Source organism: Microcoleus sp. D3_18a_C4, from assembly GCF_036702415.1.
Taxonomy (GTDB): Bacteria; Cyanobacteriota; Cyanobacteriia; order Cyanobacteriales; family Microcoleaceae; genus Microcoleus.
In genome coordinates this window covers 1-24,984 of sequence record NZ_JAUBTI010000071.1, presented here as the reverse complement: position 1 = coordinate 24,984, position 24,984 = coordinate 1, and the positions used below count along the sequence as shown (strand labels likewise).

The following is a 24,984-nucleotide window of genomic DNA, read 5'->3' as shown; positions in this document are numbered from 1 at the left end:
GCTCAATTCCTATATTCCACTAATTTACCGCAACCCAAGAGCCTATTACCAAAGATGCCCGACTACTGCTAGTTCCCGATTCCCAGACGGCCAGCCAAAGCCGGAGTCAAAGGCAACAGCGCAGCAATCATCAAGAACAAAGCTAGCAAACCCAAAGCCGCGCGAGCGTCGTCAGGCTCAGTCAGCTCGTTGAGGCTCGGCCGCTCCAGATTCCGCTGTAAAATCAGAATCACGATCGCCCAATACAGAGCCAAAGGATTAACTAAAGAAACGATGGCCAGCACCACAAAAGTCGCCAAAGTAGTGCGACTGGCTATTTTCCGACCGTAGATGGCTTGCACGATTCTACCCCCGTCCAACTGTCCCGCCGGCATCAAATTAATCGCCGTTATTACCAAGCCCAACCAACCGATAACTACCAGCGGGTGAACGTCAACAATTTGCTGCTGCAACGCCGAACCCAAAACCACTTTTGCCAAAGTTCCCACCAAAACCGAGCCCTTGAAAAATTCTGCGGGAATTTGAAACAAACTGCCGGGGTGAGACAGCAGCAAACCCGTTACCAGCATTAGCACAGAAACTATTCCCCCAGCGGCTGACCCGGCAAAAGCGATGTCAAACAAAACTTTACGGTTGGGCAGCAGCGACTCAAAACGGTCGATCGCGCCAAAACAACCTATCTGCAAAGTTGGTATAAAAAATGGCCAACTCAAGCCAACATTGTACCGATTTGCCAGCACTCGGCGAGCAATTTCCCCAGAGCCTAAAACCGCCCAAATTCCGGCTGCAATTGGCAAAACTTCTAGATATCTAGCCGGCGAGTTAAAGAAATCGAAACCTAGCAGCAAACCGCCTGTCTCTAAGCTAGTAGCAATTGTTGCCAGCAGCAGCACGACTGCTAGGATTTTTTGAGACACCGTTGTTGGCTGCGGGTCGTTGGTGCTGGGCAATATAATAACTACGGGCTTCTCGTCCTGATTTTCTACTAAAAATAGGCGGTAGCGATCGTTTAATCTTTCTTCCAAACTTGCCGTCAAACGTGAGTGTACTTGTTCTGGGTCTCCCCGGAGATTGCCTTTGAGAATTACCCCATCTTGATAGGGAATCGTTTCTGTGGCAAAGAAAGTATCAATTCCAAAGATGCCTTTAATTGCCTTGAGGTCTTCCACTGGAACGGGAATTATTTCTGATTCATTATTCGCCGGCGACGAGGTGACGATTTTAATGGTTTCTGGGCCTGGTGTTCGCGGCGACTCAGGGGCCGAGAAAGCATCGCTTTGGGACTTTACCTCAGCAGCATCCGGCCGCGGCAGCAGTGTATCAGATGCAGCCTTACGCAATTGCCGGCCCAGATAAATGTACAATCCCGTGGATGCCACGAGCAGCAACAATACCGCAACTAGATTGAGGTAAATTCCGGCGGCGAACAAACCAAAGAACAGCAGCCAGGGACTCATCAGCGCAACAGACTGCAACCAAGCCAAAATTCCCAGTTTGCCAAAAGGTCTGGCGCGATAAAATCCCCAACCCAGAATTCCCAGAGCAACCAATACGAGCGCAATTGTTGCCGTATTTTCCGATGCAACTATAGGCATTCCGGTTGCTTGCGCCAATAGGGGCTTTAATCGGTCGATCGCGCTGCGGTCGAGTAATAGCATTAAATTTTGGGGAACATGAAATAGAGTTGTTGGGAACATATCCAAACCTGTCGGAAACTAGCCTGATTACTAAGGATAACCTCTGAGGGCTACTCGGCCCACAACCCGCTGTTGCTGTTTGAACATCGCAGGAGCTAGGCTATTGACACAATAGACTTTTTATGATATCACATCGGCTATAGCAAACCTATACCCAGAAGGGTAGCAGGATGCCGGGATACCACCTGACCCAGATAGGCAGTGTTGTGCGTTTGTTGTGCATTAGTCTTGCACCACAAATGCGAAACAAATAAGGTTTGAGCTGCTCTCTACTTTTCGGTAAAGAACGGCTCAAAGCATTGATGTTATTAGGTTTTGTTAACGGGTACGGCAGGACTTGAATCAAAGCCTCGCTCTTGAATTACGAATTTCCGTCGTTCTAGCCATTTTTTGCACCCACTCCGAAAGTCCTGTTTTTGATTTGAGCGAACACTGAGCGACTTGCTGTAGGCTGAGTACATCAGTCGAACTCAGCACTATCAGAGTAGGGAGCGAGAGATGAGCGAAAAATCTAATCCTGTCACTGCAAGTACCACCGCAGACTACCTTATTGGCTACGAGCGGATTCTAGACTACTTCCAACAAGCACAGAAAGAATGCCCCAAGGGCGTAGGGCTAAAAAGAGACAGGAAAGCGAGCGGTGGTTACATAACGTTGCAATTCAAGTTAGGTGACAAGCGGGTCAACAAGACTTGTGGGTGCTACTTGACCATGCAAGGTATCACTGATGCTCTGAGGAAAGCTCATCTAGTTGCTAGCGGTTTACAGTCCTTCTCTAGCGAGAGTCGCTTTTTAGCCTGGTATGATGATGTTATTTTGGATAAAAACGTCATCAAAAATGATTTGATAACGTTTGGTCAGGCGATAACAAAAGTAGAGAAAGAATACTGGGATGGACGCACTAAACGCCGTCAACAACGTGACAGGAGTAGTATTAGTCAGCAACGTACTTGGAGTGCCGTTTACGGTGACTACTATAAGCTGTTGCCACAAGATAGGGTCGTAAACCTAACAGATATTCTGTCCGCAGTTAACGGTAAAAAACAAGGAACCAAGTGCTTTAAAAATTGCTTGTGCGCCATGAAAAAGCTTGCTGAGACTATTAACAGTGCCGACTTATTGGGCAGGCTCAAAGAGATTGACGGTAGACAAACAGAATTTCGTGAAGACCTTCAAACTTTATCGGTTGATGAGTTTTTAAAGCTTCGCGAAGTGGTTTTAGATGTTCCCAACAACAAACGATACCATTTGGAATCACGTAGGCGGTGGATGTGGGTATTCTCAATGCAGTTGGTGTATGGCTTTCGAGTTCATGAAGTGTTTGCGATTCAGAATATTGACAAGCCATTTAAGACGAAAGATGGTGTTATTATTCCTGCCTTGAATGAACCGATAAACAAACAAATGATTGCCGTAGTAGGCGAGAAGACGTTACTAGATACTACGACTAAGACGGGCTACAGGTTGTGTATACCCATGCTCCCTCCTACTCATCCTGACTTGATGGAATGTTTAGAAATCAAGTCAGGCAACTTGCCTGATGTTAGAACATCGTCAAACAATCCAAAGACGATTAGTGGGCTATACAGTGACCGCGCACAAACTATCTTAAGAAGATGGGACAAAGGCTTTACCCAAACCCACGCTTTACGTCACTTAGCGAATCTCAACGGTCAAATGGCGGGGATGTCTCAGGAGACAAGAGCTAAGAGTTTGGGGCATTCAACACAGATGAATGAAGGTACTTATAAAAAACGAGCCAATACTCAGACAACGATTGATTTACTAACTCAGTCCACAACAGAAGCTATTCCATTGGGTAGTGCAATTGGAGTGCTTAAACAGTTAGGAAGTGATGTGAAAAATGTCAAACTGCTAGCCGCTATTTACGGCATTACACCCCACGAAGTGATGGAGTTGCTTGCCGAATAATTTGAAACAAAACTTTACACTTCCTGTGTTGACAAGGAAGTGGAAGTCTGCAATCGTGAGTAACTAAGGAAGATTGATGCGCGGTTGACGAGCACTTGCAATGCTAGCCAAACCACGACTTCCCCAAACGTTCAGGTACAACGGTTGGAGCCGATAAATTATGACATTTTTAGACGGTTGTCTTTGCGGACGATCGCAACTCTTAATGATTGAGTTGACGGGGTTTTGCCATGACTAAACCTACCGTCAGCTACCGTCGCATTGACCAACTTAGGGCGATCGCCTATGACCGTGGGTTCACCAATGAGGATGCCAAGCAGTTTGGGAAGCTTTCTAAAACTGCTACGTGGGAAGCGCTGCTAGAACTGTACCTCGTTGACGGTGAATCGCTTGACACAGTGAATGTAGACAGTGTAGACACTTTAAATGTAGACAGTGTAGACGCGACATCTCAACCGCTTGATTTAGAAGGTGTAGACACTGTAGACACCCTTAATTGGACTAACGACGGTTCGTTCCCTGTTTATGGTTTTACCCGCCAGAATTCCACCAGCTTTTTAGATTGGGTTGACCTCTCTCAACTCATCGCACTCGTACTCGCATCGACGGGAATGTTTGTGCTGGCAATGTCTATGTGGCGACAAATCAACCCCTTGAATTTATTTCCTCTCCCAGTTCGCATCAACATTCAAATCGGGACAAAATTATGAGCTTACAACTACGCCTTTTTGGCGGCAATTCTGATGCTGGAAAACTGACTGCCAGCAACGACGGCGGACACGCTATTGACAAGTCAAAAGTTTTGGCAAGCACTGACGCAAGTGTCATCACACCGCTAAATCCTGGTAATTTTTCCAGCATCCGTAGTGTTCCAGTTGTGCCAGCACCGCGCTATTTCACGAAGGAAGAAGCGGACGCTATGAAGGATTTAGCTAAGGAGAAAACAGACGGCGCAAAACAGTCTAAACGTGCCTATGAAGCACTGGCAAAAGTTGAAGAAGCCGATGCTAAAGTTCACCGTCATCACCGCAAATATGAGGGTGTTGTGGCTGATAATGAACTGGGTAAAAAGCGCTCAGACACTCGACTGGCTAAGCACTTGCACAGTTTGCGTCCCGGTTATGCGCGACTGGGTTTAGGGATTGATAAAGCTGATAGCGACGCTCGCACTCGGATTGATGAAATCAAAGCCAAACTCACGGGAGGGACTAACTAAATGAAAGCGATGTATCTGGCTAACTACTTCGTTGCCGGATGCGTCGCTTTCTCCCTTTTGGGGTGGATAGCGAGTCTGCATCCAATGGCAATGAAAGCCGTCTCATTCCTGTTAGCAGCGATTGCGATTGCTTGGGGGTTGAGCTGGTTGCTTGACTACTCCCTGAGTAAACTACTCAAGGTTTCAGTGGCTGATTTACAGGCAGTTCTAGTTGGCGGTTTAGCGATGTTCCTGATTGGTTTGGGGGTATTTCTATGCAGCTAAAACTGTTCGTTTTAAGCGCGTCCTCTGTAGTTCTTTGGCTGACTCCACTAGCAGCACTAGACAAAAAGCTAGACACTCACAAAGCGCTGCAAGGTGTTAGTTTGTGTGCTGCGATTGCTTGTGCAGTATCGGCGGGTAATATCGCTCGCAAACTGTCCGAACAAGGGGAGATTGAGGCAATTAAAGAGCGGGCAATCACTGCCGATGTGGTGGATGAAATCAGCACCAGCGTATACATTTCTCAGAAACAAAGACAACAGGAAGCAGAACAAATCCTGGCAACAAACGAACGAACAGACGAACAAGAGGCAGAACTCGATTCGATAAGAGAATCACTAGAACTGCTACTGAATAAGACTTCTGGCGATTCTGGCGAACTCGCTGTAGTGAATTTATCCACTAGGCAGCAAGAACAAATCGAACTGATTTTGCAATGTCACGCGAAGGGCATCACTGGCAAGAATAAAATCCTTAAAGAAGTTTGGGGAGTGTCAGCCGGCAGTAGTCAATCCTACCGGGACGCGAAGGCTGAGTATGAGTTTTTGATGCCGTTTGTGAAGGGGGAAAGTGATGACTAAACAGCCAAACATCCCAACAACAGCAGCCCTAAGATTGACTGGTACTAAGTCAGAAATAGAGTTAGTTCTGGCGGTTCTGCGGGGTAAAGATTTCTTCTGGAAAACTAACGGCAAATTCTACCCACAACGAGGGGATGGCAATCAGTACGCTTACTACCTCAACGAATTGCAATTGCCTCAGCTTGGGGTAGCAGTGCCGGCAACACCAGGGGAACCACAGCCTCGACCGTGGGACGCAGTTCTGGGTGGTCAGGGTACAGAAAAATCCGTCCGAAATTTCGGACAAGAGTCCCTCTGACTTGGCGGCGCTGAAAGCCTTGTTCTGACTCACTCGTCTAGTGCTTTTACCTTTAAACCCGACGAGTGAGTTTTGGTACGTTCTCGGTACGTTTTTTTACGTTTTCGGTTCGTTGCCGGGACAAAATTTGTCCGAAAATATCAAGTGCGACTTGTCGCTTAAAATGTTCGATATGGATGCAAAATGTATTTCCTTTGTCAACCGAGTCAAGCGCAGTCTAAAGCCTTTCTGGAATGGAGGGGCCGGAGAATCCCTTATGGAGTTTGGAGAGCGCAGCCGGGAATGGCATCCGAGAGGGATGAGACTCTGGAAATATATTTGTTGTACCTTCCGAGCCCAGATGTTCGCAGAGATAAAGTATTTCATCAACAAGCCTGAGAAAACTCCCCAGACTCGACTTGAGCTTGCTAAAGAATCGGTGCTCGTAGACACCGATATCGAATTACCTGTTCGAGCAACCGATCGGGCGCCGCCATCCTTCCCAATCTTTATCCCACTGCCTGATGCCGAAATAGGCGGCTGTGCTCGCAACGACAGCTTAATCGCACCCGCAATCTAACTCGCGGGGCGGTTCCTCCTATGCCTTGAATTTTTCAAAAACTATAAACACCAAAAAACCGCTGCTCTCTAATTGGAACCTAGCTTGCAACGGCTTTTGGATTCACACTCACCAGGCGGTGAGCCGTAAACTCGTGAATACATCATACCCCACTGGGGAAAATTCTGCATTCCCAAAATTTAATACTTTCATCCGCAAGCACCTGACCGAGTGGGTTGAAGGCTCAGCCGTATCAGAAGCGATCGCCTCTCTCAACATCGAATCGCTGACCGTCAAAGAACTCAACGAGCGCATCCGTCCAAAGGAACCCATCAAAACGGGGGGCTGGTGGGCTCGCGGTGTCCTTTGGAAAACTGGTGAACGGGCCGGCAACTGGTACGGCCAAGGCAAGCCAGACAAACCACATCAGCCAGAAGGTTCCAAACCGCGCAAATACCTCACAGGCAGCGGCATGGAACCCGACGCCATATTCCTAGCAATGCCAGATAAGGATTATTGGGCAAAGGTTCACGCTGACAAATCGATTCCCCGTCACTGGACAGAGGGAACCAAGAAGGCTGGGGCTGGGTTGAGTATTGAACTTGCAACCATTGCTCTAACAGGCGTGTGGAACTGGGGCAAAGATGGGGAATTAGCGCACTTTGTGAAGGAGTGGGCAGAACCCGGAACCGTTCACTACGTAGACTTTGACTCCGACTATGCGGCCAACCCATCTTGTCGTGCAGCTATTTTGAAGTTTGGCCGCTTGTTGGTTGAGTGTGGGTGTGAGGTACACATCACCGTTTGGGATACCCAGTTCAAAGGGATGGATGATTTCATCAAAGCTAACGGTGGTGACGCTTTCAAAGAGGCTGTAGCGAGCGCGCTAACCCTAGAGAAGTGGGAGAAGCAGCTTAAAAAAGGCGATCGCAAAATTGACGCTTCAAACCCTAATATTTCTCTTACTTCTCACCCGCGCACGCGAGAAGAAGTAGTATGCCAGAAGTATGACAGTAGGTCAAGTGACTACATCCCAGACACTGCACCGACTCCAGAGCAAAACTATATCCAGAAAGCTGTTGATGCGCTGTATTCTGGCGGCCACTGGGTTTCAATAGCAGGACAGCTTTTTGAGTTCACCGGGACTCATTACGAGTTGCGATCGGAAGCTACCGAGAAACGACGCATCCTTGAGTGGTTGAGCACCTACTCTGAATTCGTGGGGGGTAAATATCGCTGCAACCGTGCCAACTCTGCCAGTTTCAAAGAGGTCTACACTTACATCCTTTCGGCTGTGGCAGTAGACCCCAATACCATCAATCCTGATGGGTTGAACACTACTAAAGGGGTGCTGAAAATCAATCCTGATGGCTCCCACTCGCTTGTGCCGCATGACCCCAAAAATATCTATACCTATGTCGGTTGCACGTATGACCCCGACATTGACGCGACGGATTGCGATCGCCTGTTGGAGTGTCTGGAACCCTCGCAGCGCGAGATATTCCTGAGAACTGCTGCTGCTGGGTTGAACTTGAAGCTTGTGCGATCGAAGTTGACGGGGCGGGGAGTTAAAGGTTTGCTGTGCTACGGCGAGGGGTCTAACGGCAAGGATGCGCTGCGAGCTGTGTTGGCCTCTGTATTCGGGCGGGGAATGACTAACAAGTCGCTGTCGGATTTCAAGTCCTACGATAATGGCCGCAAGTTCAATTTGTCAGGTGTTCTAGGGGGTGTCTGCAACTGGGCTTCTGAGAACACTTCAAAAGTAGACCTAGACAACATCCAGAGCCTTAAGCAGTTCATTACTGGCGACCCGATTGATATTGAACCCAAAGGTAAGGACAGCTACGAATACAAGCCTGTTGCTACCTTTTTTGCCAACTGCAACAAACTACCGTCTATCACTGGAGGGACGGCCGCCATTGATGACCGCTACGGCATCCTGAGTTTCAAGAAAACCTACAAGCGTAACGCTGACCCGTCTCAGGGTGAATTAGAAGCTGACCCGCGCTTTAAGGATGATGAGAACTTTATCCTTGAGCGGATTGCGCCGGCGATGCTCAACAAGATGTTGGAGCGGTTGCCACTGCTACTGAAAGAGGGCATTGACTACAAGGCAACCCGTGAAGCGATGCGAGAAGCTCAAGAGGAAAGTCGGCACTTGTGGCAGTTTGCCCGCGAGGTTGGTTTGGAGGTTCAGTCTGGCGGCCGCGTCTGGGTTAAAGATTTGTGGGAGCAATTGCAAGCTTGGTATGAGGATGCAGGGATTCTAGAGCGAGAGACTAGCGGCACCAAGGAGAAGCTGATTTGGAATGAACTTTCCAATAAATATGACGCTCCGGTGAAGGCTGTAAACCAGTTGTCATCAAGGCTTAGCGAGATTTTCCCTAAAGTACAAGTTCACCGATATAACGGTCGTGACGAAATGGAACGGAGAGGGCAAAAATACCTGCTTGGAATTAGCTTTGTACAAAGTTCCACAAGAATTGGCAAAACTGGGTTGCCAGGGTTGCCAGTAGACGCAGAAAGGGTTACTGGGTTGCCAAGTGAGTTGCCAGAAAATATTGGCAACCCAGTTGGCAACCCAGTTGGCAACCCACAAACCCTTACACAGAGCGCTGGCAACTCTGGCAACTCAATTTCCTCACCTTTTACAGAATTCTTGCAATGGTTCTCAAAGCAGCCACAAAGCGAGCGCGAGAAAATGGTAAACATACTCACTCAATCTCCGCAAGCTCAGCCCCCATTAAAACCAGAGTCAGAGCCGGCAGTGGCATCAGTACCTGAAGTTATCAGCCCAGAGGACGCAGAAAAAATGCGAGACATTGCACTAATCTGGTGGCCTGAGTACCGTTCTGAACATTTACAAGCCCTGCTTACTCAACTGTTCGGATGGAATACTCCGGGACGGAAATACAGCGCTGCTACTATCGCTGACTGGTTGGAGGGAGAAGACGAATTAGTCCGCGATCGAATTGCTGAACTCATCCGTCTCCAAGGAAAAATTTAGCCACTGCCTGACAACTAACGACTGAATCCCATCCCCCTTAATTGGGGGATTTTCGTGTCTACAAGTTTTGTCTACAAATTGTTGACAGTGTAGACAGTTGTCAGTTAGTGTAGACAAATACTGTATACAGGTGTCTACAATGAGTCAAAGTCAAGTCGTATCATTTAGGGCTTCCGGTCACTTCCTGAACTGGATAGAAGCTCAGAAGCTAGAGGGTGAGTCGCTTAGTCAAGCTGCACAACGCATTCTCAAGGAAGTCTCAGGCACGTCTACACTGTCTACAGTGCATCTGTCTACACTGTCTACAACACCTACAGATTTGTCTACACGAAGCAATGATAGCGTCGTGTCTACAGATATTGTAGACACTGTAGACAAGGTTGTAGCCGATCGCCTTGACCCGGTGATGGAACGGATGGCCGCCATTGAGGAACGGCTGGGAAAATTGAGTGCCTGAGTGACGGCAACGATGAATCACTCAGGCAGGAATTGAAAGCGGCCAACAAGCAGCTTGCAGAATGGGATAAGGAACTGAATGAGTTACACGAGCGCAACGGCGATTTAGGACTGAAGGTGCAGATGTTGGAGCAAGAGCTCAAGGAAGTGCGGCGCGATCGGGAGGAAATTAAAAACTCGGCTCCGACCGTCGCAGAATTTCCAGAGCCGACCGACTTGCTCAACCAGTTAAGAGCGCGGCGCAAAAAGTCCGGCGCAAACTTGGCAGACATGGAGGCAGTTTTGGACATACTCAGCTACTTAGAAAAGTAGGACTGAGCTAAAGATGAGCGGAAAACCAGGCTTTCGGTAGCTTAGTCAACCTTAAACCCTTACTACGCAAAAGGATTGTCTAACGGGTACGGCAGGACTTGAACCTGCGACTCGCTGCTTAGAAGGCAGCTACTCTATCCAACTGAGTTACGCACCCAACTTAAAAATCGCTAACAAGATTATTGTATCGGTGCAGTGTGCGATCGAGCAAGTAAATTATTTGATGACTTACGCAGAAACAGCTTTTATCTAGAAAAATATGGCTTGCAGCGGGATGGTTCGGGAAAAAAACCAAGATGATGAGAGTGCCTTTGCCTTCAAGACTGTATCTGACAAAAGCTGGAGGGACTCACCTGCAAACCGCATAATTGTCAATTTACAATCAAAACTAGGTAGGACGTAAACTCGGGTAAAGTATTTAGAGGTCGAGTTGAAACCCCAATATTTGGTCGATCGGATATCTCTCCCAATTAAGAGGGAACTCAGACAGCACAAGAGTCACAGGTGCTTTTTCCCAGATGTCTATTGGTTATGTTAACATCCCCTAGCGGCAAAGCCTAAAACGCTGACCGCATTACCGCCAAACCAGAGATCGTCCCCTGATTTGAGGTATGAGTTGAGTCAGAATGACTAATTTGCTGATATTGAGTTATGTTGGCTAACATTCTGCTCGACTTGATATTTCATAAAAATGTGGTAGAACTAGGATTGAAAGACTCAGGTGAAAATCCCTGATGGTACGGAGCCTCTATATAAGCTTCCTCTACGGCATCAAAGCAAAACAGTCAATCGCCCGCTCGGCACGAGCGCGAAAATCAAGCGTTGCCAGTACAGCAGTCCTAAATTGTGCGCGGGGGATTTTCCTTCGTGCATTGATTTATACGCCAAGGCTGAGAGACAATCTCAGCTTAGATATTTGTTAGCATTTGTTAGCAAAAAAGTATCGGAACGCTTGAGGAGTTGGACTTGCATAGCCAAAAAGTTTACTAAAATTAGTCATACTTAACTTGAATGGTTAACATTCTGGGCGGTATGATTACCTCAGTGCCGAAAACAAAGGCTTAATTATCTGGGAGAGTAAACCACCGTGCAAGTCAAAACTGACCAGCCTGTTACAAGGTCGAACGCGAGTCCGCGTTTCGTTAAATTGGTTGAAAATATTGGATGACTCATGGCTAAAAGCTTCAACTAAAATTAACTCAATTAGGGCGTTGCTCCACCCGAATTAACGCCTGTGGACAAGAGGGAGCCGACTCCCTTGGGTGAAACAGGAAGCAGACCCTTTAGGAGCAATCCTGATTGAATGGTGAGACTTAAATAAGTTTAGCCAAGTTTTGTGTAGCAGAACCATCTCTGGGTGATCGGGAGCAATCCTGCTAATTTAAGTGGACTCGCTGAATCAAGAATCCCTTCGCCTTTAGGCATCGGGAGTGTCAAAAGCACAGCACCTCGGCCATGACAGGAGTCAAATCGCAGTGTCATGTTTATTCTGAAACGGCAGGATGTTGAAATAACCAATTTTCAACACCCAAAACGGGATCAACAAATTCCCATTCTCAATTATCAGGGGCAGACTTTTCGCCTGATCAGCGCCTTCAACGGCAAGCAAGCAGAAGACGCCAGAGCCTTGTGGCGGGACTTAACCGACAACCGAGGCAAAGCCTGTGTTCTGCTAGAAGAGCCGGATAGATATAGCGTCTGGGGAAAAGTCCGTTTAGATCAGCTTGCCGGTGAAGAACCGGCAGGGAATGAAGCAGCCAAAGCACCACTGTTCGCGCAGGCTTGTCTGCTGCTCCTCCAAGCTGTTTACTTCGATGTAGAAGACCTCTTAGGCGCAAGGCAAGCCACATCGTTTCAGAAAGATATCGCCAAGGTATTTCAGCAGGGAAACTTCCCCCAGGCAGACTCCCCTGATGCGATAAAAAACTGGCTAACCGTTAGTCCCTTGCAAAATCACAAGGTGCCTCCTTGGCAAGAGCAGCATCTCAAGACCTTATTGCAAGAACTCCACCGCTTGGGCAAATCATATTTTGGCAATACGGACTTCGCGGAGGGAGTGAGCGATGTGCTGCAAGATATGCCAGCACCGGATCGGACTCAGTTTCTAGATTGGCTGAAACAATCAGCCCTCAACAAGTTGTGGATCGCAGGATAGAAAATCTGTGACAATTGCTCAGACAATTGGGTCGAGATAATGGATCTTAGATAATTGCACTGTAGGGGGTACGCGATATACAGGTTGGATTGCCAACTTGTATTGACCAACCAAATTGTTGATTCGGTTTGGATGCCACCTATGGTCTGGCAATTTAACTAAGTTTCGATCGCATTCCCCACCTAGAATCATTGATATGAGTAGGGGAGTGGGAAAGCAAAAAACAGATACCTCAACCTTTGAGGGTATAATTTCAGAGATAGATTTGGTACTGTAAAAACCTTAAAGGTGGAGACATCTACCGTATGTCTATCATTATATTTCCGGGTACAAGATCGACTAACGACTAATTTATTGAATTAGTAAATAGATATTATTCTTGCTTAGTCTTTCTATAGTGTACGAGGGCAAAAGCCCCGACGACACACTGAGGACGCCAGTTATCCCGGAAGCGTCAGATCGAGGTTTTTTAAGGTTTTTGGCGAAAGAATCCTCATCTCCAATCAAAGATGGAGATGGGGTGCGTTCAACCGCTAGTTAGGTCTCGTGGAATCCCTATGAGTAGCACTTCAGAAAAGTCATCTACATCTTCATCTTTACTGTCAGCTCAGACCCTAGTGATTGTGGGCATTGTCTGGGCTGTCATGGCGCTGCTGTTCTTTTTGCTGTTCAGCGTCCCCCTCTCAGCAGAAGAGGGTTTACCTCTGTGGTACTCGATCGGCACTTATATTTTTGAATGCGGGGCATACCTGGGAGCTGCATTAGTTTGTTTTAGAAACTGGCAAAGCCCGCACATGGTCAGCGGGCGCAACGTCTGGCTGGGCATTGGTCTGGGGATGCTGTTCTATTTTATCGGCGGTGTGCTATTTGGCATTTGGGAACTGTATTTCGAGGCCGACCCGGACGTGTCCCCCGCAGATGCCTTTTATCTGGGCAGCTATGTGGTACTGATTGGGGGCATGGTGATCGCTGTGACTTCCAAACGGCTGAATCTAGAAATTTGGCAGTGGGCTTTGTTAGCGGGAATTGCAGCCTTCGGGATTGCTGTAGCTATCTGGGTTGCTGCACCTGAGTCTTGGAAGCTACAGCTAGGAATGTCTCCAGCAGCCACCCAGGAAGTAGTGACAGGCTCTGCGCCCGCGCCTGGGGCAAAAGGGCCTGGTTTAGAAAATTCGTCCAACTCAAAGGTAAAAGGAACAGCCGCGACTGCTGCTAAATCCGCACCCGAAGCAGAAGAAGAAGAAGAAGAAGCAGCAGAACCAAGTAAAACTCCCGCATGGGTAATAGCACTTGACAAGCAACTGTCGCCTTACGCCTATGCAATCAATTTGTTTTACATCGTCGGGGACGTTTTTCTGCTGATTATTGCTACTGCATTGCTGCTGGCGTTTTGGGGAGGACGTTTTTCCCAATCTTGGAGAATGATTGCGGCGGCAACTTTTTCGCTTTACATCGCAGATATGTACTTTAAATGGCGCGATACTCAGGCTGAAGGTAGTTATCAAAGCGGCAGTTTGCTGGAAGTCTTTTTTGTTTTCAGTGCCATCCTGTTTGGGATTGGAGCTATCTTGGAACATGACATCTCAACCCGTTCTCGCCAGAGCAGGCGCAGTCGTCGCGCCGCCTAGCGATTTGAGGTTAGGGTTGCTTTGGCAAGCGATGGGGACGCGAAAGCTGTTTTGCCCTTGTCGGCATCTGTGAGCTTGAAATCGAAAATGAAAAATCACAGTTCGCTGACTGCTAGCCTGCGTCTTTTCACCAAAAAACGAGCGAGAAGCCCTGGCTTTAGACATGGGGAGGAAAGTGGCAGCGACGACCGTCGCCTAACATCTTTATCCTCAATTAATTCCTTCATAGCAGAAGATAGGCTACGACAGATTTGACCCCTGCTGTAGATCGATCTACAGCAGGGGTCAAATCATGAACATAAACAGAATTATATTGTTTATTTTTGACAGGATGAAATCCTACTATGATAGTATAATTTAACAAGGAGGAAAGAGAATATGTTTGGATGCCAACAAAATCTAATAAGTCCCAATACAGACTTAAAAGCAATTCTAGAATTCCTTTGTAGCGAGTCGTCAAAGTTGACGAACTGCGGAATATATTATGCTCGCCAAATGTACTTCAAGACAGGCAAGATACCGAGTAGGGCCCAGTTGCACAAAGTGCTTGGTACAGAAAACCAGAACTTGCATTACAAAGCATTTTATTCGGATACCGCGCAACAGATTTTAACTACCGTCGCTGAGTCTTTTAAATCCTACATTGGACTACTGAGAGGAATTCGCAAAGGCACTGTAACCCAAAGACCTAGATTACCGAATTATCGACAAGGCGGTCTAGCTTTAGTGACTTATACAGGTCGCTCTGTCCGGCTTAAGGATGGACTACTGAGATTCCCATTGGGCAGCAAGGTTAAAACTTGGTTCGGCTTGGATGCTTTCTATCTTCCTCAGCCTACCAATCTCGACTACAAAGCAATCAGAGAATATAGGATTCTACCTCGAAACGGTGCCTTCTATTTAGAGTTGATTTACAAACTGAAAGATGTCCAAGTAGAGGTAGACCAATCCAAGGTCTTGATGATCGACCACGGGATGAACAATTGGTTGACTTGTATCAGCAATGTGGGGACTAGCTTAATAATTGACGGACGACATCTGAAGTCCATCAATCAAGGATATAACAAGCGTGTTGCGTTTTTGATGTCAGGGAAAGCGAATGGTTACTGGTCAAAACGATTGGAGGGTTTAACTGAGAATCGCAATCGCACCATGCGGGATGCTGTCAACAAAGCAGCTCGAAAAGTAATAAATCATTGCTTGCTCAATAAAATTGGTACTGTAGTATTCGGCTGGAATGCTGTCATGAAAAATGGTATTAGTTTAGGAAATAAAACTAATCAAAATTTTGTTCAGATTCCAACTGGCCGGCTAAAATCCCGTATTGCTCAGTTATGCGAGCAGTACGGGATTCGGTTTGTGGAAACCGAAGAGTCGTATACGTCGAAGGCTTCCTTTATCGATCTTGATTTGCTACCTAAATTCTGCGAAAAACCAGAAGGGTGGCAACCTTGCGGTCAAAGAATTAAGCGCGGATTGTACCGTACTCTTGAAGGTTTGTTGATTAATGCTGATTGCAATGGGGCAGGCAATATCGGTAGAAAAGTAGCGGCAACTTTGGGGCTTTGTCTCAAAGAAGTCAGTAGAGGCGCATTGATAACGCCTTTGAAAGTCCCTTTATGGTCTTAGTCAAGAATCCCCCTGATTCATCAGTCGGGAGTATCAAGTCTTTTTGCTGGAAAACTTGGCATGACGCCTACAAAACTCTCCGATTCAGACAAACGCGAACTCATCAGGCTGTACCGACAGTCAAACGAGAATACTATCACTCTGGCAAAGCGCTACGGAGTGAGCAGTTCGACTGTGAGGCGCATCATTCAGGGGGCTTTGTCGGGGCCGGAATACGAATTTCTAGTGCAGCAAAAACAAAAGCGTTTGTCCTCTAGCACCAGTGTTTCTGAACCGACAGAGAGGACTACTGAGCCGTCGGCAGATGGCGAAATCGATCCTGTAGGTGTCCCCCTGTCGGAGTCAGTCCCCCTCCTGCAGTCAGCCGCAAATTCGAGACCGACGATCCGAAAGCGTTCTGGATCAGTCCCTGAACCAGTTGCAGAACTCGAAATTCGAGGGAATGTAGAGTCGGATTTGGATGTTTCTGATGTGCCAAATGCCCAAGCAGCCACTGCCGATCGCAGCCACCGCGCTGTTGTAACTGGTGAACTAAAGGCAATGCTGCCAGCATCCGGGCTGCTGGCAGGTGAAGATTTTAGCGATTTCGAGGAAGATGACGAGGATGAGGATGAGGATGAGGATGATTTAGATGACGACTTCGACGAAGATTTAGACGATGAAGACTCTCTATTTGAAGGCCGTCTGCTGGGTTCAATATCGTCAGGGGAGTCGATCCTCTTCGAGGGCTTCGCTAACGAGCTTCGGGGTACAGGACTAATTCAAGTTTTGCCTTTAAGCGAAGCATCTCTGCCCAAAATTTGTTATTTGGTGGTCGATCGGGCGGCAGAGTTAATCACCAGACCTCTAAAAGCTTTTGGCGACCTCGGCCAAATTCCGGCGGCGGAAATTCGCGAGAAAACTCTGGCAGTGTTTGACAATCACCGAGTGGCCCGCCGATTTGCTACTCGCAATCAAAGGGTTTTCAAGATTCCTGACAGCAGTATGCTGCAAAAAGCAGCGCCTTATTTGCGAGCTAAGGGAATTACTCGGCTGCTGATTGACGGTCAGGTATATTCCCTATAAGGGATCAAATCTATTTAATATTGTACGGTGTCGGATTCTTCTGGATTTGCCGGAAATTTAGGACGCGAGTTTTGGGAATCTGAAAGGTTCCACAGCGGTTGCAGTAGCGCACCTCCGATCAGTCCTGCACTCAGGCTCATTGCCAATACTACTCCTACGGGCATTTGTATCGATTGAAAAAAGATAAAGTTTAAGGATACTGGGGCGGCGTTCTGCACTGAGATAATGCCGATCGCGCTGACTAAAATTGCTACTAAAAAACTAATGGCGAGCAGAGGAATTGTTTTCATAAACGGGTTGACAGGCTAGTAATTTAACTGGTATAATTGTTTTATAATCGAAATATGTGTGAAAATTTTATTTTTGCAAACACCCCATTATTTAATAATATACAATTTTATCTGGATAAAAGTCAAGTAGATTCGGAAAAAATTTAGGAATTTTTTAAATTAATTAAAAATTAAAAATAAATAGATAAATTTACAAATCCCAAACTTTAACAAATCCCAGTGTATTGCAAATATATAACTGGCTCAGCAGTATCGATGATTAATGTTCAGAGGCTTTGCCAGAGTTATAAAAAATACGTAAGGTGCGCTTCGGCGCACCTCACAATCCCAAGCGCTAGGGGAAAAACCCCCCGTTAGAATAGGTAGAAACTTAAACAGGTTCTAATTGGGAAATTACCTTTTCCATGTGTTGGGCAACTTGGCTTTCTTTTTCCACAGAATTGGTTTCCATGTAAACGCGCATCAAGGGTTCGGTTCCCGAAGGCCGCAGCAGTACCCAGCCACCGTCTTCAAGATAAAGTTTAATCCCGTCTTTGCGGCCGATTTCCTTAACGGCGATACCTGCTACTTCTGTGGGGGGATTCTTGGTAAAAGATTCCAAAACGGCTGCTTTGTGGGCTTCTTCTAGGTGCAAGTCCAAACGTTTGTTGTACAGGGGGCCGTCGGCTTCTTTAATGGCTTCTTCGACTAGCTGAGAAAGCGGTTTGCCTTCATAGGCGATCGCCTCAGCAACTAGCATATCAGCCAAAATCCCGTCTTTTTCAGGAATGTGACCCAAAACGCTCAAACCGCCAGATTCTTCGCCACCGATGAGCACCGCAGTTTCCCGCATTTTTTCGCCGATGTATTTAAAACCGACTGCGGTTTCGTAGATTGTTAAACCGTACTTGGCGGCCAAATTGTCCAGCAAGTGGGTAGTTGCGACTGTACGGACGATCGCCCCAGTCAATCCTTTATTCTTAACCAAGTGACGCGCCAGCAGCAACAGCACAGTATTTGGAGTCAAGACATTTCCCAACTCGTCAACAATACCAAAGCGATCGCTGTCGCCATCGGTAGCTAAACCCAAATCCGCCGAATCCTTCTTAACAGCTTCCACCAACTCAACTAACTGTTCCCCCTTGGGTTCGGGCATTCCGCCACCAAACAGCACGTCGCGGTAGGTGTGAAAACTTTCGACTTCGCAGCCGCAGTGTTCCAAAACCCCATCGAGATAGCCGCGAGAAGTCGAGTAGAGAGCGTCGTACTTCACCTTCAACTTAGCAGAGCGAATCCGCTCCACATCGATCAAAGTATAAAGAAACTTCAGATATTCGGGTTTCGGGTCAAAACTGGATATTTTATCGTTGTGGCTGCCTTTGGCTGGGGCATCAGAAGCACCAGCAATATTTGCCACAATGGTATCAGTAATTTCCGGGGTAGCCGGGCCCGCGTAGTCGGGGATGTATTTGATGCCGCAGTAAGGTGCGGGGTTGTGCGAAGCCGTGAACATCAGGGCTCCTGCGGAGTTGAGATGCTTGGCGCTGTAGGCGATGACTGGTGTGGGGCAATCTCGATCGACCACTTTCACCGTCCATCCCAAATCTGCCAATACTTCCGCCGAGGTGCGGGCGAACTCGTCTGCCAGAAAGCGGGTATCGTAGGAGACTAGAACTGGGCGGTCTTTGGTGTAAGCGGTTTCTAGGTAACTGGCGATCGCACGGGTGACTTTTCGCACGTTGGCAAAAGTAAAGTCATGGGCAATCAGTCCCCGCCACCCATCGGTTCCGAACTTAATTTCTGTTGAATTGCTGCTAGCGCTCATTTTATCCACTTCCTCTCGTCCTACTAATCCTACCCGAAGCCATAGCCTTAAAGACATACTGGCCGTGCTGTTTGTGAGGAGCGATCGCCCGTGGGGCCCGCATCAACCTAATCCTATCGTTGTAGGGACAGGCTTGGGCCTCCGACAGAGGACTCGAACAAGTCAGAGTGGGCAAAATGTGGGAGGGATGGGGCTAGTCAGGCGCTAATTCCGGTTTTGAAGGGTAGTTTGCCGATCGAAGGGACGACGATCAATTGCGGGCGATTCGCTACGGGATAGCTTCGCTTCACGGCGCAGCTAAAAAACCGATCGCAAAAAACAGCCCTGGCAATAGCCTTAACGAAATGCACATAAATCTGATTCTCATCTCAAATTTAATTTTTTATTTAGAAAAGCCGATTATTAAATTTGTTAGAGTTTACTAACAATCGCCAGACTCACAATACATTTCTAATTCAGCTATAGAAATAAATTAACCAAAGTCACCCCTAGATCGTGCTGTAGCCTAGCTTCATTAAGAAATTAGGGCGATCGACCAAATCGCTCCAACACAAAGATAAAGTATTTCAAGCAGCAGTTTTTTTGAGGCAGAGTTGACTTTAATTATCAGATTTTAAGACCAATTAAATTTATGTCGAGTCCTCTTTATAGGTCAAAAAAATAAATTAGGAGCGCGATCACAGGGTGATGGTGATCGATCGCACAATAAATAACGTTATTAACGTGCAACTTATAAAAGATGCAGGCCGTCAAGCCAAATGGCTTATAGCATTAAGCGTAATGGCTGATGACTGTCAGCGTACAAAGGCAGAAAATTGTAGTTAACAACGTTAAAAATTAGGGGAATCGATCGGGTGCGACTTAATAAAAAAACGAGGTTTATCATGACGGGTATTTCACAAATATCTTCAAAATCTTTACCAGCAGCCGACCAACTTCAACAGGGCGCAATTCAGGCGTCCCAAGGTATTACCGGACCCGACACTGACCAACTCCCAAAAGCTAAAGGTGTCAGCGTTTCTTCCTTCGCAGTTAGCTGGGCAAAAAAATATTACAGTACAGTTGCGACACGAGAGAACCAAGGGCCACGCCAAATTCTCCCCAGCCTCGATTTAACTAATTTTGAGGGAAATAGGGCCCCAATAGTTGACAAATTGACAGATACCCTGAAATTAGCCAGCGAGATAGCTTGGAGTAGAGTAGAAGCTCTTTTAGGGAAACAAATAGAGCGGCACGCGATCGATCCAAGTTTAATTAATTCTTTAGAAATTGCCGCCGATTCTCGCACCTTATATCGGAAAGCAATAGACGCTTATGCGGATAGAGAACCTGTTTTCCGCTTGTCAGTGCTGGTGGGAAAAGATATTATCAAAGTGAGGCGAAAATACTCAGAGACAGATCCGTTAGTGCTGGGATTTGTGACAATGCAGTTTCAATATACTAGCAAAATCTTGTTAGGATGTCTTTCGGAGTCAGAGCGAGCGGAATTTGCACCCTACTTAAAAGTTGTAGACGACTATCTGCACATTCCCTACGGAGAGATTAACGAGGCTGCGGCGAATCAGCCCCCGAATTCAAGAGCTCTATTAGCCGTTCAGCATTTGTTGCAGCACACGACTCAGATTGCTAGTGCAGTGTACGATCGAGCTAGTGCCCAGCATCAAGGATACCGCAGCAGCAGCGGGTATTTGAGCGATCGGGAGGTAAAAAATTCTGGTATCCGGGATGTGGAGATTTTTCAAAGCTATTTGTGCTGGTGCGTTTTGGAAGGTAGTATTCGCCCGGTACAGCAAGAATTGTTTCCAATTTGCGTGATGTTGTACCCCAAACTTCATGTAAGTTGGGAGTTAGTGCAGGATATGCTGCTGATTTTATTTTGGGAAATATGCGATCGGCTTCCTGCTGAAGATTTAACGGTATTTGTACCTTACTTGCGTACTTTGACTGAGATGTTTTCCAGCGATGTGTTTGAAAATTAGGTAATTGGGAATTGGGAATTGGGAATTGGGAATTGGGAATTGGGAATTGGGAATTGGAAATTGTCTCAACATTTACCAATTGCCTATTTAAAACTAAAAGCTGCCACTGCCAAACATCCCCAACCGGCAATAAAAGCAACTCCCCCCAGTGGCGTAATTGCACCCAGCCATTTGATGTCGCTCAAACTCAGGGCGTACAAACTGCCTGAAAAGATGATTGTGCCGGCAATAAAAGCCCATCCAGCCACTGCAAAAAAGGTTTGAGACTCTTGGGCGCGGCTCAAGAGTAAAGCGACGAGTAATAGAGCCAGGGCATGGTACATTTGATATCGGGCGCCGGTCTCAAAAATTGCTAAAGCTCGATCGGTCAATTGATTTTTCAAAGCGTGGGAGGCGAAAGCACCGCCTGCAACGGATAAACCTCCGAAAAGGGCTGCGGTTGCTATGAAAATGCGAATTAGGATTAGTGATGACATAATTTAATGTGGATTGGAGAAGGGATCTCGCTTCAAACCTCGGTTCAAGCAAATAGAAGGTTTTCTGCTATGGTTTTAGGTTTTGGGAGAGATTTACCGTCTACCTCATATTCTTTAACTAAAAGCTCTAAAACCTCTACTGCATTCTTCAAAGCTTCTTCGTAGGTATCTCCGTGAGTGTGGAACTGCTGGGATGGAAAATCAGGTAAGTGAACTAGGTAGCAGTTATCTTCATCAGACCATTGAATAACAATTATATAAGGTAATTTCATAATTCAGATTCCTCTTCTTGAATTGCTTTCAATATTCCTAGCTTTCAGTTAACTTCTTTCTCTAAATACAGTTTCGCATCATCGCCGTCATTTCCAGCGATGGTAATTGGTTCATGATAGTAGTAAAGGATGAACCCATCTGGTATGACTGCCTTTTGCCGAACGATAAGTGAACCCAGCTTTTAGCAGCAGGCTTTTGAGTTCTCGAATCTTTTTGGGCATAAGCAGACATTAAAATTGTGGCAAGGGGACGGGAACACTTTAATTATATTCCAGAAAGTAGCGGTTGTCAAAATTTGTAATCCGAGATAGATTCTGCCTTGTTCTACAGTAATCCTTTCGTTATGCCAGTGTTTAGGGCAAGATAAATAAAGACGATCGCCCTTGCCATCAGAAAGGATCTCGCACTTTTTCCCCACAGATAAAAGTGGAGGGATGAAGGGAGATCGCACCTCGCAAAAGAAAAGCGAGATACCCACAATATCTGTAGGGTCTCTCGCATTCCCCACGACAATCTTTGATGCGATCGATAACTCAATTTGGGCAATGCAACGCCTGAGCCTGAACGACAATACCAAAACCTTTGATATCGCTTGACATCCGAGTTTGTTTCATGTAAAATAAGTATCTAATTCTCTGATTTTTGACTGGTAAAATCTACTTATCAGATGAACTAACAAAACTGACTCAGAGGCTAATTTATGGTAAGCATAATTTCTGAACATATTACAATTAATCCCGGTTTTTGCGGTGGGCAACCTTGCATTACTGGACATCGAATTAAGGTACAAGATGTGGTAATTTGGCATGAGGAAATGGGAATGTCACCAGAGGAGATTATTTACCATTATCCTTCAATTACTCTAGCTGATGTTTATGCAGCTTTGACTTATTATCACGATCATCGTGAAGAAATTAGGACACAAATTAGAGAAGATGAAACCTTTGTTCGGGGGTTGCAAGCCCAAAATCCTTCTATCCTTCAGCAAAAATTAAAAAGCCTAAATGTCAAGAACTCTTAACTTTCATTTGGATGAAAATGTAAGTAATGCTATTGCGATTGGCCTGCGAAGGTATGGGATTAATGTGACGACTACAACTGAAGCAGGCTTATTGGGAAAGCCTGATGAACTTCATGTAGAATTTGCGATGGCCGAAGGGAGAGTAATTTTTACTCAAGATGCAGATTTTTTAAGGATAAATGAAGCTGGATTACCTCATAATGGGATTATTTACTGTCATAAAAATAGTCGCTCTATTGGAGAAATTTTGAGAAGTTTGGTAATGATTTGGGAGTATCTTGAGTTGGACGATCTGACAGGGCGTGTGGAGTTTATTTAAGACTAACGATCGCCCTTCCCATCCAGAAAGGCGATCGCCCCTCCCCAAAAAAGCGATCGCTCTTTTTTTACCGCAGATAAACGTGGAGGGAAGAAGAGCGATCGCGCTCACTTGCTCGATGGGGCGATCGCGAATTTGTCCGACTTGATTGTTCATATCCCTGAATCGACAGTCAGAAGATGAAGCGGTAGCAGAAGATGAAGCAGCGTTTGATAATAAAGAGTTCAAGTTCCTTTGGAGTTATTACCGTTAGTTAGAGAGTTAATCGCTAAACATTATGCCAGTGTTTAAGACAAGATAAATAAAGGCGATCGCCCTTTTTTGGTAAGGGCGATCGCCTCGATCGCAAACCTATCTGATGATTAGATTTAGAGAATGATGAAATTCGCTGCCGTCAGGGAATTATTATCGTAAACGATCGTAATAACATTCCCCGAATTAGAGCCGAGAGTGATTTGAGCAAAGCGTTTACCGGGATCGGGATTGCCATTGACATCGTTTACTGTGCCGTTGAAGAAGTTTCCAGGTGCGCTTAAAACAGTAGCTCCGTCCTTAAATCCATAGCTAGCGGCCAACTGTATTTTGTCATCAGCTACCGTAAAATCCCCTATCCCATCTTTACCGCTTGCGACATCAAAAATAAACATATCGCTGCCAGGGCCTCCTGTCAGGGCATCCTCGCCAAGACCACCAATCAGCGTATCATTGCCACCGCCGCCGTTAAGTACATCGTTACCAGCACCTCCAATCAAGGTATCATTGCCAGCTACACCGTTGATGATGTCGTTACCCCCTAAACCGTTGAGAGTATCACCCAAATCTGTACCAAGGACTTTATTATCTCCCTCAGTTGCAGTGGTTGGCGTTGAATCTTGAACGGTAAATCCTTGGAATTTGTAACCAACATCTGCAAGCAATGCTAAATCAACTTTAGTGGGGATATAGGTTGCACCACCGCCATCACCAAGAAGAGATGGCAAACCACCTTTACTAACAATACTAGCTGGATGTCCCAAGTCGGCTCTAAGAGGAATAGGATTGCCTGCATTAGCAGATCTGGCATTGGAACCGTCAAAAGAGGCTCCAACTGTTCTTGCACGGAAAGCTGGTGAAAGACCAATCCCTAAAGCGTGTGCTATCTCATGGACAGCAGTAATAAACAAGCTGGCATCATTGCCTTGTTCGCTCGGAGTAGCACTCAAGTCGAAAATGTTTGGCTCGACGCTATACGAGAGGTTAGAAGCAAATGACATGGTGCTTGCATAGGGTTCATAATTCACCCCATTGATCCGATCAGATAAAACATAGGAAAAATTCGTTGCATCTTGATAACCAGCACCCTCGCCTTGTGTTTCTCCAACAGAGCCACTTAAAGGTCGAGCACCCACAAATATCGCAAGATCGTCAATGTCCTGATTTAAAACAACCTTATCTTTTTGTCCAGTTTGAGGATTTTTAATCCAGAACTCGGTGCCGGCAGGAACATTGGGAAATTCATCTTGGATAACGGCTTCCCAGTAGTCTGCTGCTGCTTCTAAAGTAGCTTTGCGGTTGGGGCCATTGATGGGGTCACTGAAGAATCCATTGGTATCAAACCGATAGTCAAATGTGATGTTGAAAGTGCTTACCTGAGACGGAGCACTAGCACGATTTTGAGCTTTGCCGACAGTTTGGTAATGTTCCCAAGCTGTTTTTGTTTGCCCAGTCAAAATTGCGTTAGCAGCATCGTAATTATTGACAAGGTAGAACTTTTCATCGAAGGATGCGGGCTGTGGTGTCGGAGTCGTAGCCGGAGTTGGTGTTGTCACCGGAGTCGGAGTCGTAACAGGAGTCGGAGTCGTAATCGGAGTCGGAGTTGTCACCGGAGTCGGAGTTGTCACCGGAGTCGGAGTTGTCACCGGAGTCGGAGTTGTCACCGGAGTCGGAGTTGTCACCGGAGTCGGAGTTGTCACCGGAGTCGGAGTTGTCACCGGAGTCGGAGTTGTCACCGGAGTCGGAGTTGTCACCGGAGTCGGAGTTGTCACCGGAGTCGGAGTTGTCACCGGAG

Annotated in this window: 23 protein-coding genes, 1 tRNA gene and 2 pseudogenes; 18 read left to right on the top strand and 8 right to left on the bottom strand. The window is 46.5% G+C overall.

Translation table 11 applies throughout. From position 1 onward, the window contains the following. Positions 1-68: 68 nt before the first annotated feature. The gene (locus QUB16_RS24020) at positions 69-1,697 is read right to left on the bottom strand and encodes a site-2 protease family protein (RefSeq protein ID WP_333320007.1); all 1,629 of its coding nucleotides are present in this window, start codon (positions 1,695-1,697) and stop codon (positions 69-71) included. Between the two features lie 498 nt (positions 1,698-2,195). On the opposite strand from QUB16_RS24020, the gene QUB16_RS24015 reads away from it, so the two are divergent. The 10 genes from QUB16_RS24015 (at position 2,196) to QUB16_RS23970 (ending at position 10,298) form a co-directional block, all read left to right on the top strand. Further along, the gene (locus QUB16_RS24015; RefSeq protein WP_333320004.1) at positions 2,196-3,629 is read left to right on the top strand and encodes a hypothetical protein; all 1,434 of its coding nucleotides are present in this window, start codon (positions 2,196-2,198) and stop codon (positions 3,627-3,629) included. A 230-nt stretch (positions 3,630-3,859) separates the two neighbouring features. Next, the gene (locus QUB16_RS24010) at positions 3,860-4,339 is read left to right on the top strand and encodes a hypothetical protein (RefSeq protein WP_333320003.1); all 480 of its coding nucleotides are present in this window, start codon (positions 3,860-3,862) and stop codon (positions 4,337-4,339) included. Next, the gene (locus tag QUB16_RS24005; protein ID WP_333053783.1) at positions 4,336-4,845 is read left to right on the top strand and encodes a hypothetical protein; all 510 of its coding nucleotides are present in this window, start codon (positions 4,336-4,338) and stop codon (positions 4,843-4,845) included. Before QUB16_RS24010 ends, QUB16_RS24005 begins: the two co-directional genes overlap by 4 nt. Beyond that, the gene (locus tag QUB16_RS24000) at positions 4,846-5,109 is read left to right on the top strand and encodes a hypothetical protein (protein WP_333320001.1); all 264 of its coding nucleotides are present in this window, start codon (positions 4,846-4,848) and stop codon (positions 5,107-5,109) included. Further along, positions 5,100-5,687, top strand: coding sequence for a hypothetical protein (locus QUB16_RS23995; protein ID WP_333290257.1), 588 nt, complete (start codon positions 5,100-5,102; stop codon positions 5,685-5,687). The genes QUB16_RS24000 and QUB16_RS23995 overlap by 10 nt, the downstream gene beginning before the upstream one ends. After that, entirely contained in the window at positions 5,680-5,985 is a 306-nt protein-coding gene (locus QUB16_RS23990) for a hypothetical protein (protein ID WP_333319999.1), read from the top strand. Before QUB16_RS23995 ends, QUB16_RS23990 begins: the two co-directional genes overlap by 8 nt. A gap of 40 nt (positions 5,986-6,025) precedes the next feature. Further along, positions 6,026-6,544 carry a hypothetical protein gene (locus QUB16_RS23985; protein WP_333319997.1) on the top strand — a complete coding sequence of 173 codons (519 nt, stop codon included), beginning with the start codon at positions 6,026-6,028 and terminating at the stop codon, positions 6,542-6,544. A gap of 133 nt (positions 6,545-6,677) precedes the next feature. After that, positions 6,678-9,530: a DUF3854 domain-containing protein gene (locus QUB16_RS23980; protein WP_333319996.1), complete on the top strand. Its 2,853-nt coding sequence runs from the start codon at positions 6,678-6,680 to the stop codon at positions 9,528-9,530. 139 nt (positions 9,531-9,669) lie between these two features. Then, the gene (locus QUB16_RS23975; protein ID WP_333319994.1) at positions 9,670-9,987 is read left to right on the top strand and encodes a hypothetical protein; all 318 of its coding nucleotides are present in this window, start codon (positions 9,670-9,672) and stop codon (positions 9,985-9,987) included. A gap of 32 nt (positions 9,988-10,019) precedes the next feature. Then, complete coding sequence (locus QUB16_RS23970; protein WP_333319992.1) at positions 10,020-10,298, top strand: flagellar alpha dynein; 279 nt, start codon at positions 10,020-10,022, stop codon at positions 10,296-10,298. Between the two features lie 83 nt (positions 10,299-10,381). Here the strand turns inward: QUB16_RS23970 and QUB16_RS23965 are convergent. Next, a tRNA-Arg gene (locus QUB16_RS23965) sits at positions 10,382-10,455 on the bottom strand. 1,323 nt (positions 10,456-11,778) lie between these two features. Here QUB16_RS23965 and QUB16_RS23960 point away from each other — a divergent pair. From QUB16_RS23960 to QUB16_RS23945, 4 genes are all read left to right on the top strand, one after another. After that, complete coding sequence (locus QUB16_RS23960; RefSeq protein WP_333055855.1) at positions 11,779-12,453, top strand: Npun_F0813 family protein; 675 nt, start codon at positions 11,779-11,781, stop codon at positions 12,451-12,453. A gap of 557 nt (positions 12,454-13,010) precedes the next feature. Further along, the gene (locus QUB16_RS23955) at positions 13,011-14,081 is read left to right on the top strand and encodes a hypothetical protein (protein ID WP_333319991.1); all 1,071 of its coding nucleotides are present in this window, start codon (positions 13,011-13,013) and stop codon (positions 14,079-14,081) included. Positions 14,082-14,459: 378 nt separating this feature from the next. Beyond that, on the top strand, positions 14,460-15,710 hold the full coding sequence (locus QUB16_RS23950; RefSeq protein WP_333319989.1) for a transposase: 1,251 nt from the start codon (positions 14,460-14,462) through the stop codon (positions 15,708-15,710). Between the two features lie 60 nt (positions 15,711-15,770). Then, positions 15,771-16,775, top strand: a complete 1,005-nt coding sequence (locus tag QUB16_RS23945) for a hypothetical protein (protein WP_333319987.1) — start codon at positions 15,771-15,773, stop codon at positions 16,773-16,775. A 14-nt stretch (positions 16,776-16,789) separates the two neighbouring features. Here the strand turns inward: QUB16_RS23945 and QUB16_RS23940 are convergent, their stop codons facing one another. Then, positions 16,790-17,065, bottom strand: coding sequence for a LapA family protein (locus QUB16_RS23940; protein ID WP_333202540.1), 276 nt, complete (start codon positions 17,063-17,065; stop codon positions 16,790-16,792). Between the two features lie 370 nt (positions 17,066-17,435). Further along, positions 17,436-18,926, bottom strand: a complete 1,491-nt coding sequence (locus QUB16_RS23935; protein ID WP_445251159.1) for a phosphoglucomutase/phosphomannomutase family protein — start codon at positions 18,924-18,926, stop codon at positions 17,436-17,438. An 827-nt stretch (positions 18,927-19,753) separates the two neighbouring features. Here QUB16_RS23935 and QUB16_RS23930 point away from each other — a divergent pair. Next, a complete protein-coding gene (locus QUB16_RS23930; RefSeq protein WP_333319985.1) occupies positions 19,754-20,848 on the top strand; it encodes a hypothetical protein in 1,095 nt (364 codons plus the stop codon). Between the two features lie 83 nt (positions 20,849-20,931). On the opposite strand, the gene QUB16_RS23925 is transcribed toward QUB16_RS23930, so the two are convergent. The 3 genes and pseudogenes from QUB16_RS23925 to QUB16_RS23915 form a co-directional block, all read right to left on the bottom strand. Then, the gene (locus QUB16_RS23925) at positions 20,932-21,324 is read right to left on the bottom strand and encodes a DUF423 domain-containing protein (protein ID WP_333319983.1); all 393 of its coding nucleotides are present in this window, start codon (positions 21,322-21,324) and stop codon (positions 20,932-20,934) included. A 44-nt stretch (positions 21,325-21,368) separates the two neighbouring features. Continuing rightward, positions 21,369-21,596: a type II toxin-antitoxin system HicB family antitoxin gene (locus QUB16_RS23920; RefSeq protein WP_333319981.1), complete on the bottom strand. Its 228-nt coding sequence runs from the start codon at positions 21,594-21,596 to the stop codon at positions 21,369-21,371. A 44-nt stretch (positions 21,597-21,640) separates the two neighbouring features. After that, positions 21,641-21,818, bottom strand: a pseudogene (locus QUB16_RS23915) (type II toxin-antitoxin system HicA family toxin). Positions 21,819-22,297: 479 nt separating this feature from the next. Between QUB16_RS23915 and QUB16_RS23910 the strand changes: the two are divergent. The 3 genes from QUB16_RS23910 to QUB16_RS23900 are packed head-to-tail and all read left to right on the top strand — an operon-like array spanning position 22,298 to position 23,085. After that, entirely contained in the window at positions 22,298-22,618 is a 321-nt protein-coding gene (locus QUB16_RS23910) for a DUF433 domain-containing protein (protein WP_333150254.1), read from the top strand. Next, positions 22,602-22,937, top strand: a complete 336-nt coding sequence (locus QUB16_RS23905) for a DUF5615 family PIN-like protein (RefSeq protein ID WP_333319979.1) — start codon at positions 22,602-22,604, stop codon at positions 22,935-22,937. Before QUB16_RS23910 ends, QUB16_RS23905 begins: the two co-directional genes overlap by 17 nt. Then, positions 22,921-23,085, top strand: a complete 165-nt coding sequence (locus tag QUB16_RS23900) for a hypothetical protein (RefSeq protein ID WP_333150251.1) — start codon at positions 22,921-22,923, stop codon at positions 23,083-23,085. The genes QUB16_RS23905 and QUB16_RS23900 overlap by 17 nt, the downstream gene beginning before the upstream one ends. 220 nt (positions 23,086-23,305) lie before the next feature. Here the strand turns inward: QUB16_RS23900 and QUB16_RS23895 are convergent. Then, positions 23,306-24,984: pseudogene (locus QUB16_RS23895) on the bottom strand (hypothetical protein); the annotation flags it as partial.

Excerpts from the sequence above, each read along its gene's own strand:
- QUB16_RS23910 (WP_333150254.1), top strand. The coding sequence starts at position 22,298 with ATGGTAAGCATAATTTCTGAACATATTACAATTAATCCCGGTTTTTGC.
- QUB16_RS23930 (WP_333319985.1), top strand. The coding sequence starts at position 19,754 with ATGACGGGTATTTCACAAATATCTTCAAAATCTTTACCAGCAGCCGAC.
- QUB16_RS23935 (WP_445251159.1), bottom strand. The coding sequence starts at position 18,926 with ATGTCTTTAAGGCTATGGCTTCGGGTAGGATTAGTAGGACGAGAGGAA.
- QUB16_RS23945 (WP_333319987.1), top strand. The coding sequence starts at position 15,771 with ATGACGCCTACAAAACTCTCCGATTCAGACAAACGCGAACTCATCAGG.
- QUB16_RS23920 (WP_333319981.1), bottom strand. The coding sequence starts at position 21,596 with ATGAAATTACCTTATATAATTGTTATTCAATGGTCTGATGAAGATAAC.
- QUB16_RS23975 (WP_333319994.1), top strand. The coding sequence starts at position 9,670 with ATGAGTCAAAGTCAAGTCGTATCATTTAGGGCTTCCGGTCACTTCCTG.
- QUB16_RS23995 (WP_333290257.1), top strand. The coding sequence starts at position 5,100 with ATGCAGCTAAAACTGTTCGTTTTAAGCGCGTCCTCTGTAGTTCTTTGG.
- QUB16_RS23950 (WP_333319989.1), top strand. The coding sequence starts at position 14,460 with ATGTTTGGATGCCAACAAAATCTAATAAGTCCCAATACAGACTTAAAA.
- QUB16_RS24010 (WP_333320003.1), top strand. The coding sequence starts at position 3,860 with ATGACTAAACCTACCGTCAGCTACCGTCGCATTGACCAACTTAGGGCG.
- QUB16_RS23960 (WP_333055855.1), top strand. The coding sequence starts at position 11,779 with ATGTTTATTCTGAAACGGCAGGATGTTGAAATAACCAATTTTCAACAC.
- QUB16_RS23925 (WP_333319983.1), bottom strand. The coding sequence starts at position 21,324 with ATGTCATCACTAATCCTAATTCGCATTTTCATAGCAACCGCAGCCCTT.
- QUB16_RS23955 (WP_333319991.1), top strand. The coding sequence starts at position 13,011 with ATGAGTAGCACTTCAGAAAAGTCATCTACATCTTCATCTTTACTGTCA.
- QUB16_RS24020 (WP_333320007.1), bottom strand. The coding sequence starts at position 1,697 with ATGTTCCCAACAACTCTATTTCATGTTCCCCAAAATTTAATGCTATTA.
- QUB16_RS23940 (WP_333202540.1), bottom strand. The coding sequence starts at position 17,065 with ATGAAAACAATTCCTCTGCTCGCCATTAGTTTTTTAGTAGCAATTTTA.
- QUB16_RS24000 (WP_333320001.1), top strand. The coding sequence starts at position 4,846 with ATGAAAGCGATGTATCTGGCTAACTACTTCGTTGCCGGATGCGTCGCT.
- QUB16_RS23905 (WP_333319979.1), top strand. The coding sequence starts at position 22,602 with ATGTCAAGAACTCTTAACTTTCATTTGGATGAAAATGTAAGTAATGCT.
- QUB16_RS24005 (WP_333053783.1), top strand. The coding sequence starts at position 4,336 with ATGAGCTTACAACTACGCCTTTTTGGCGGCAATTCTGATGCTGGAAAA.
- QUB16_RS24015 (WP_333320004.1), top strand. The coding sequence starts at position 2,196 with ATGAGCGAAAAATCTAATCCTGTCACTGCAAGTACCACCGCAGACTAC.
- QUB16_RS23990 (WP_333319999.1), top strand. The coding sequence starts at position 5,680 with ATGACTAAACAGCCAAACATCCCAACAACAGCAGCCCTAAGATTGACT.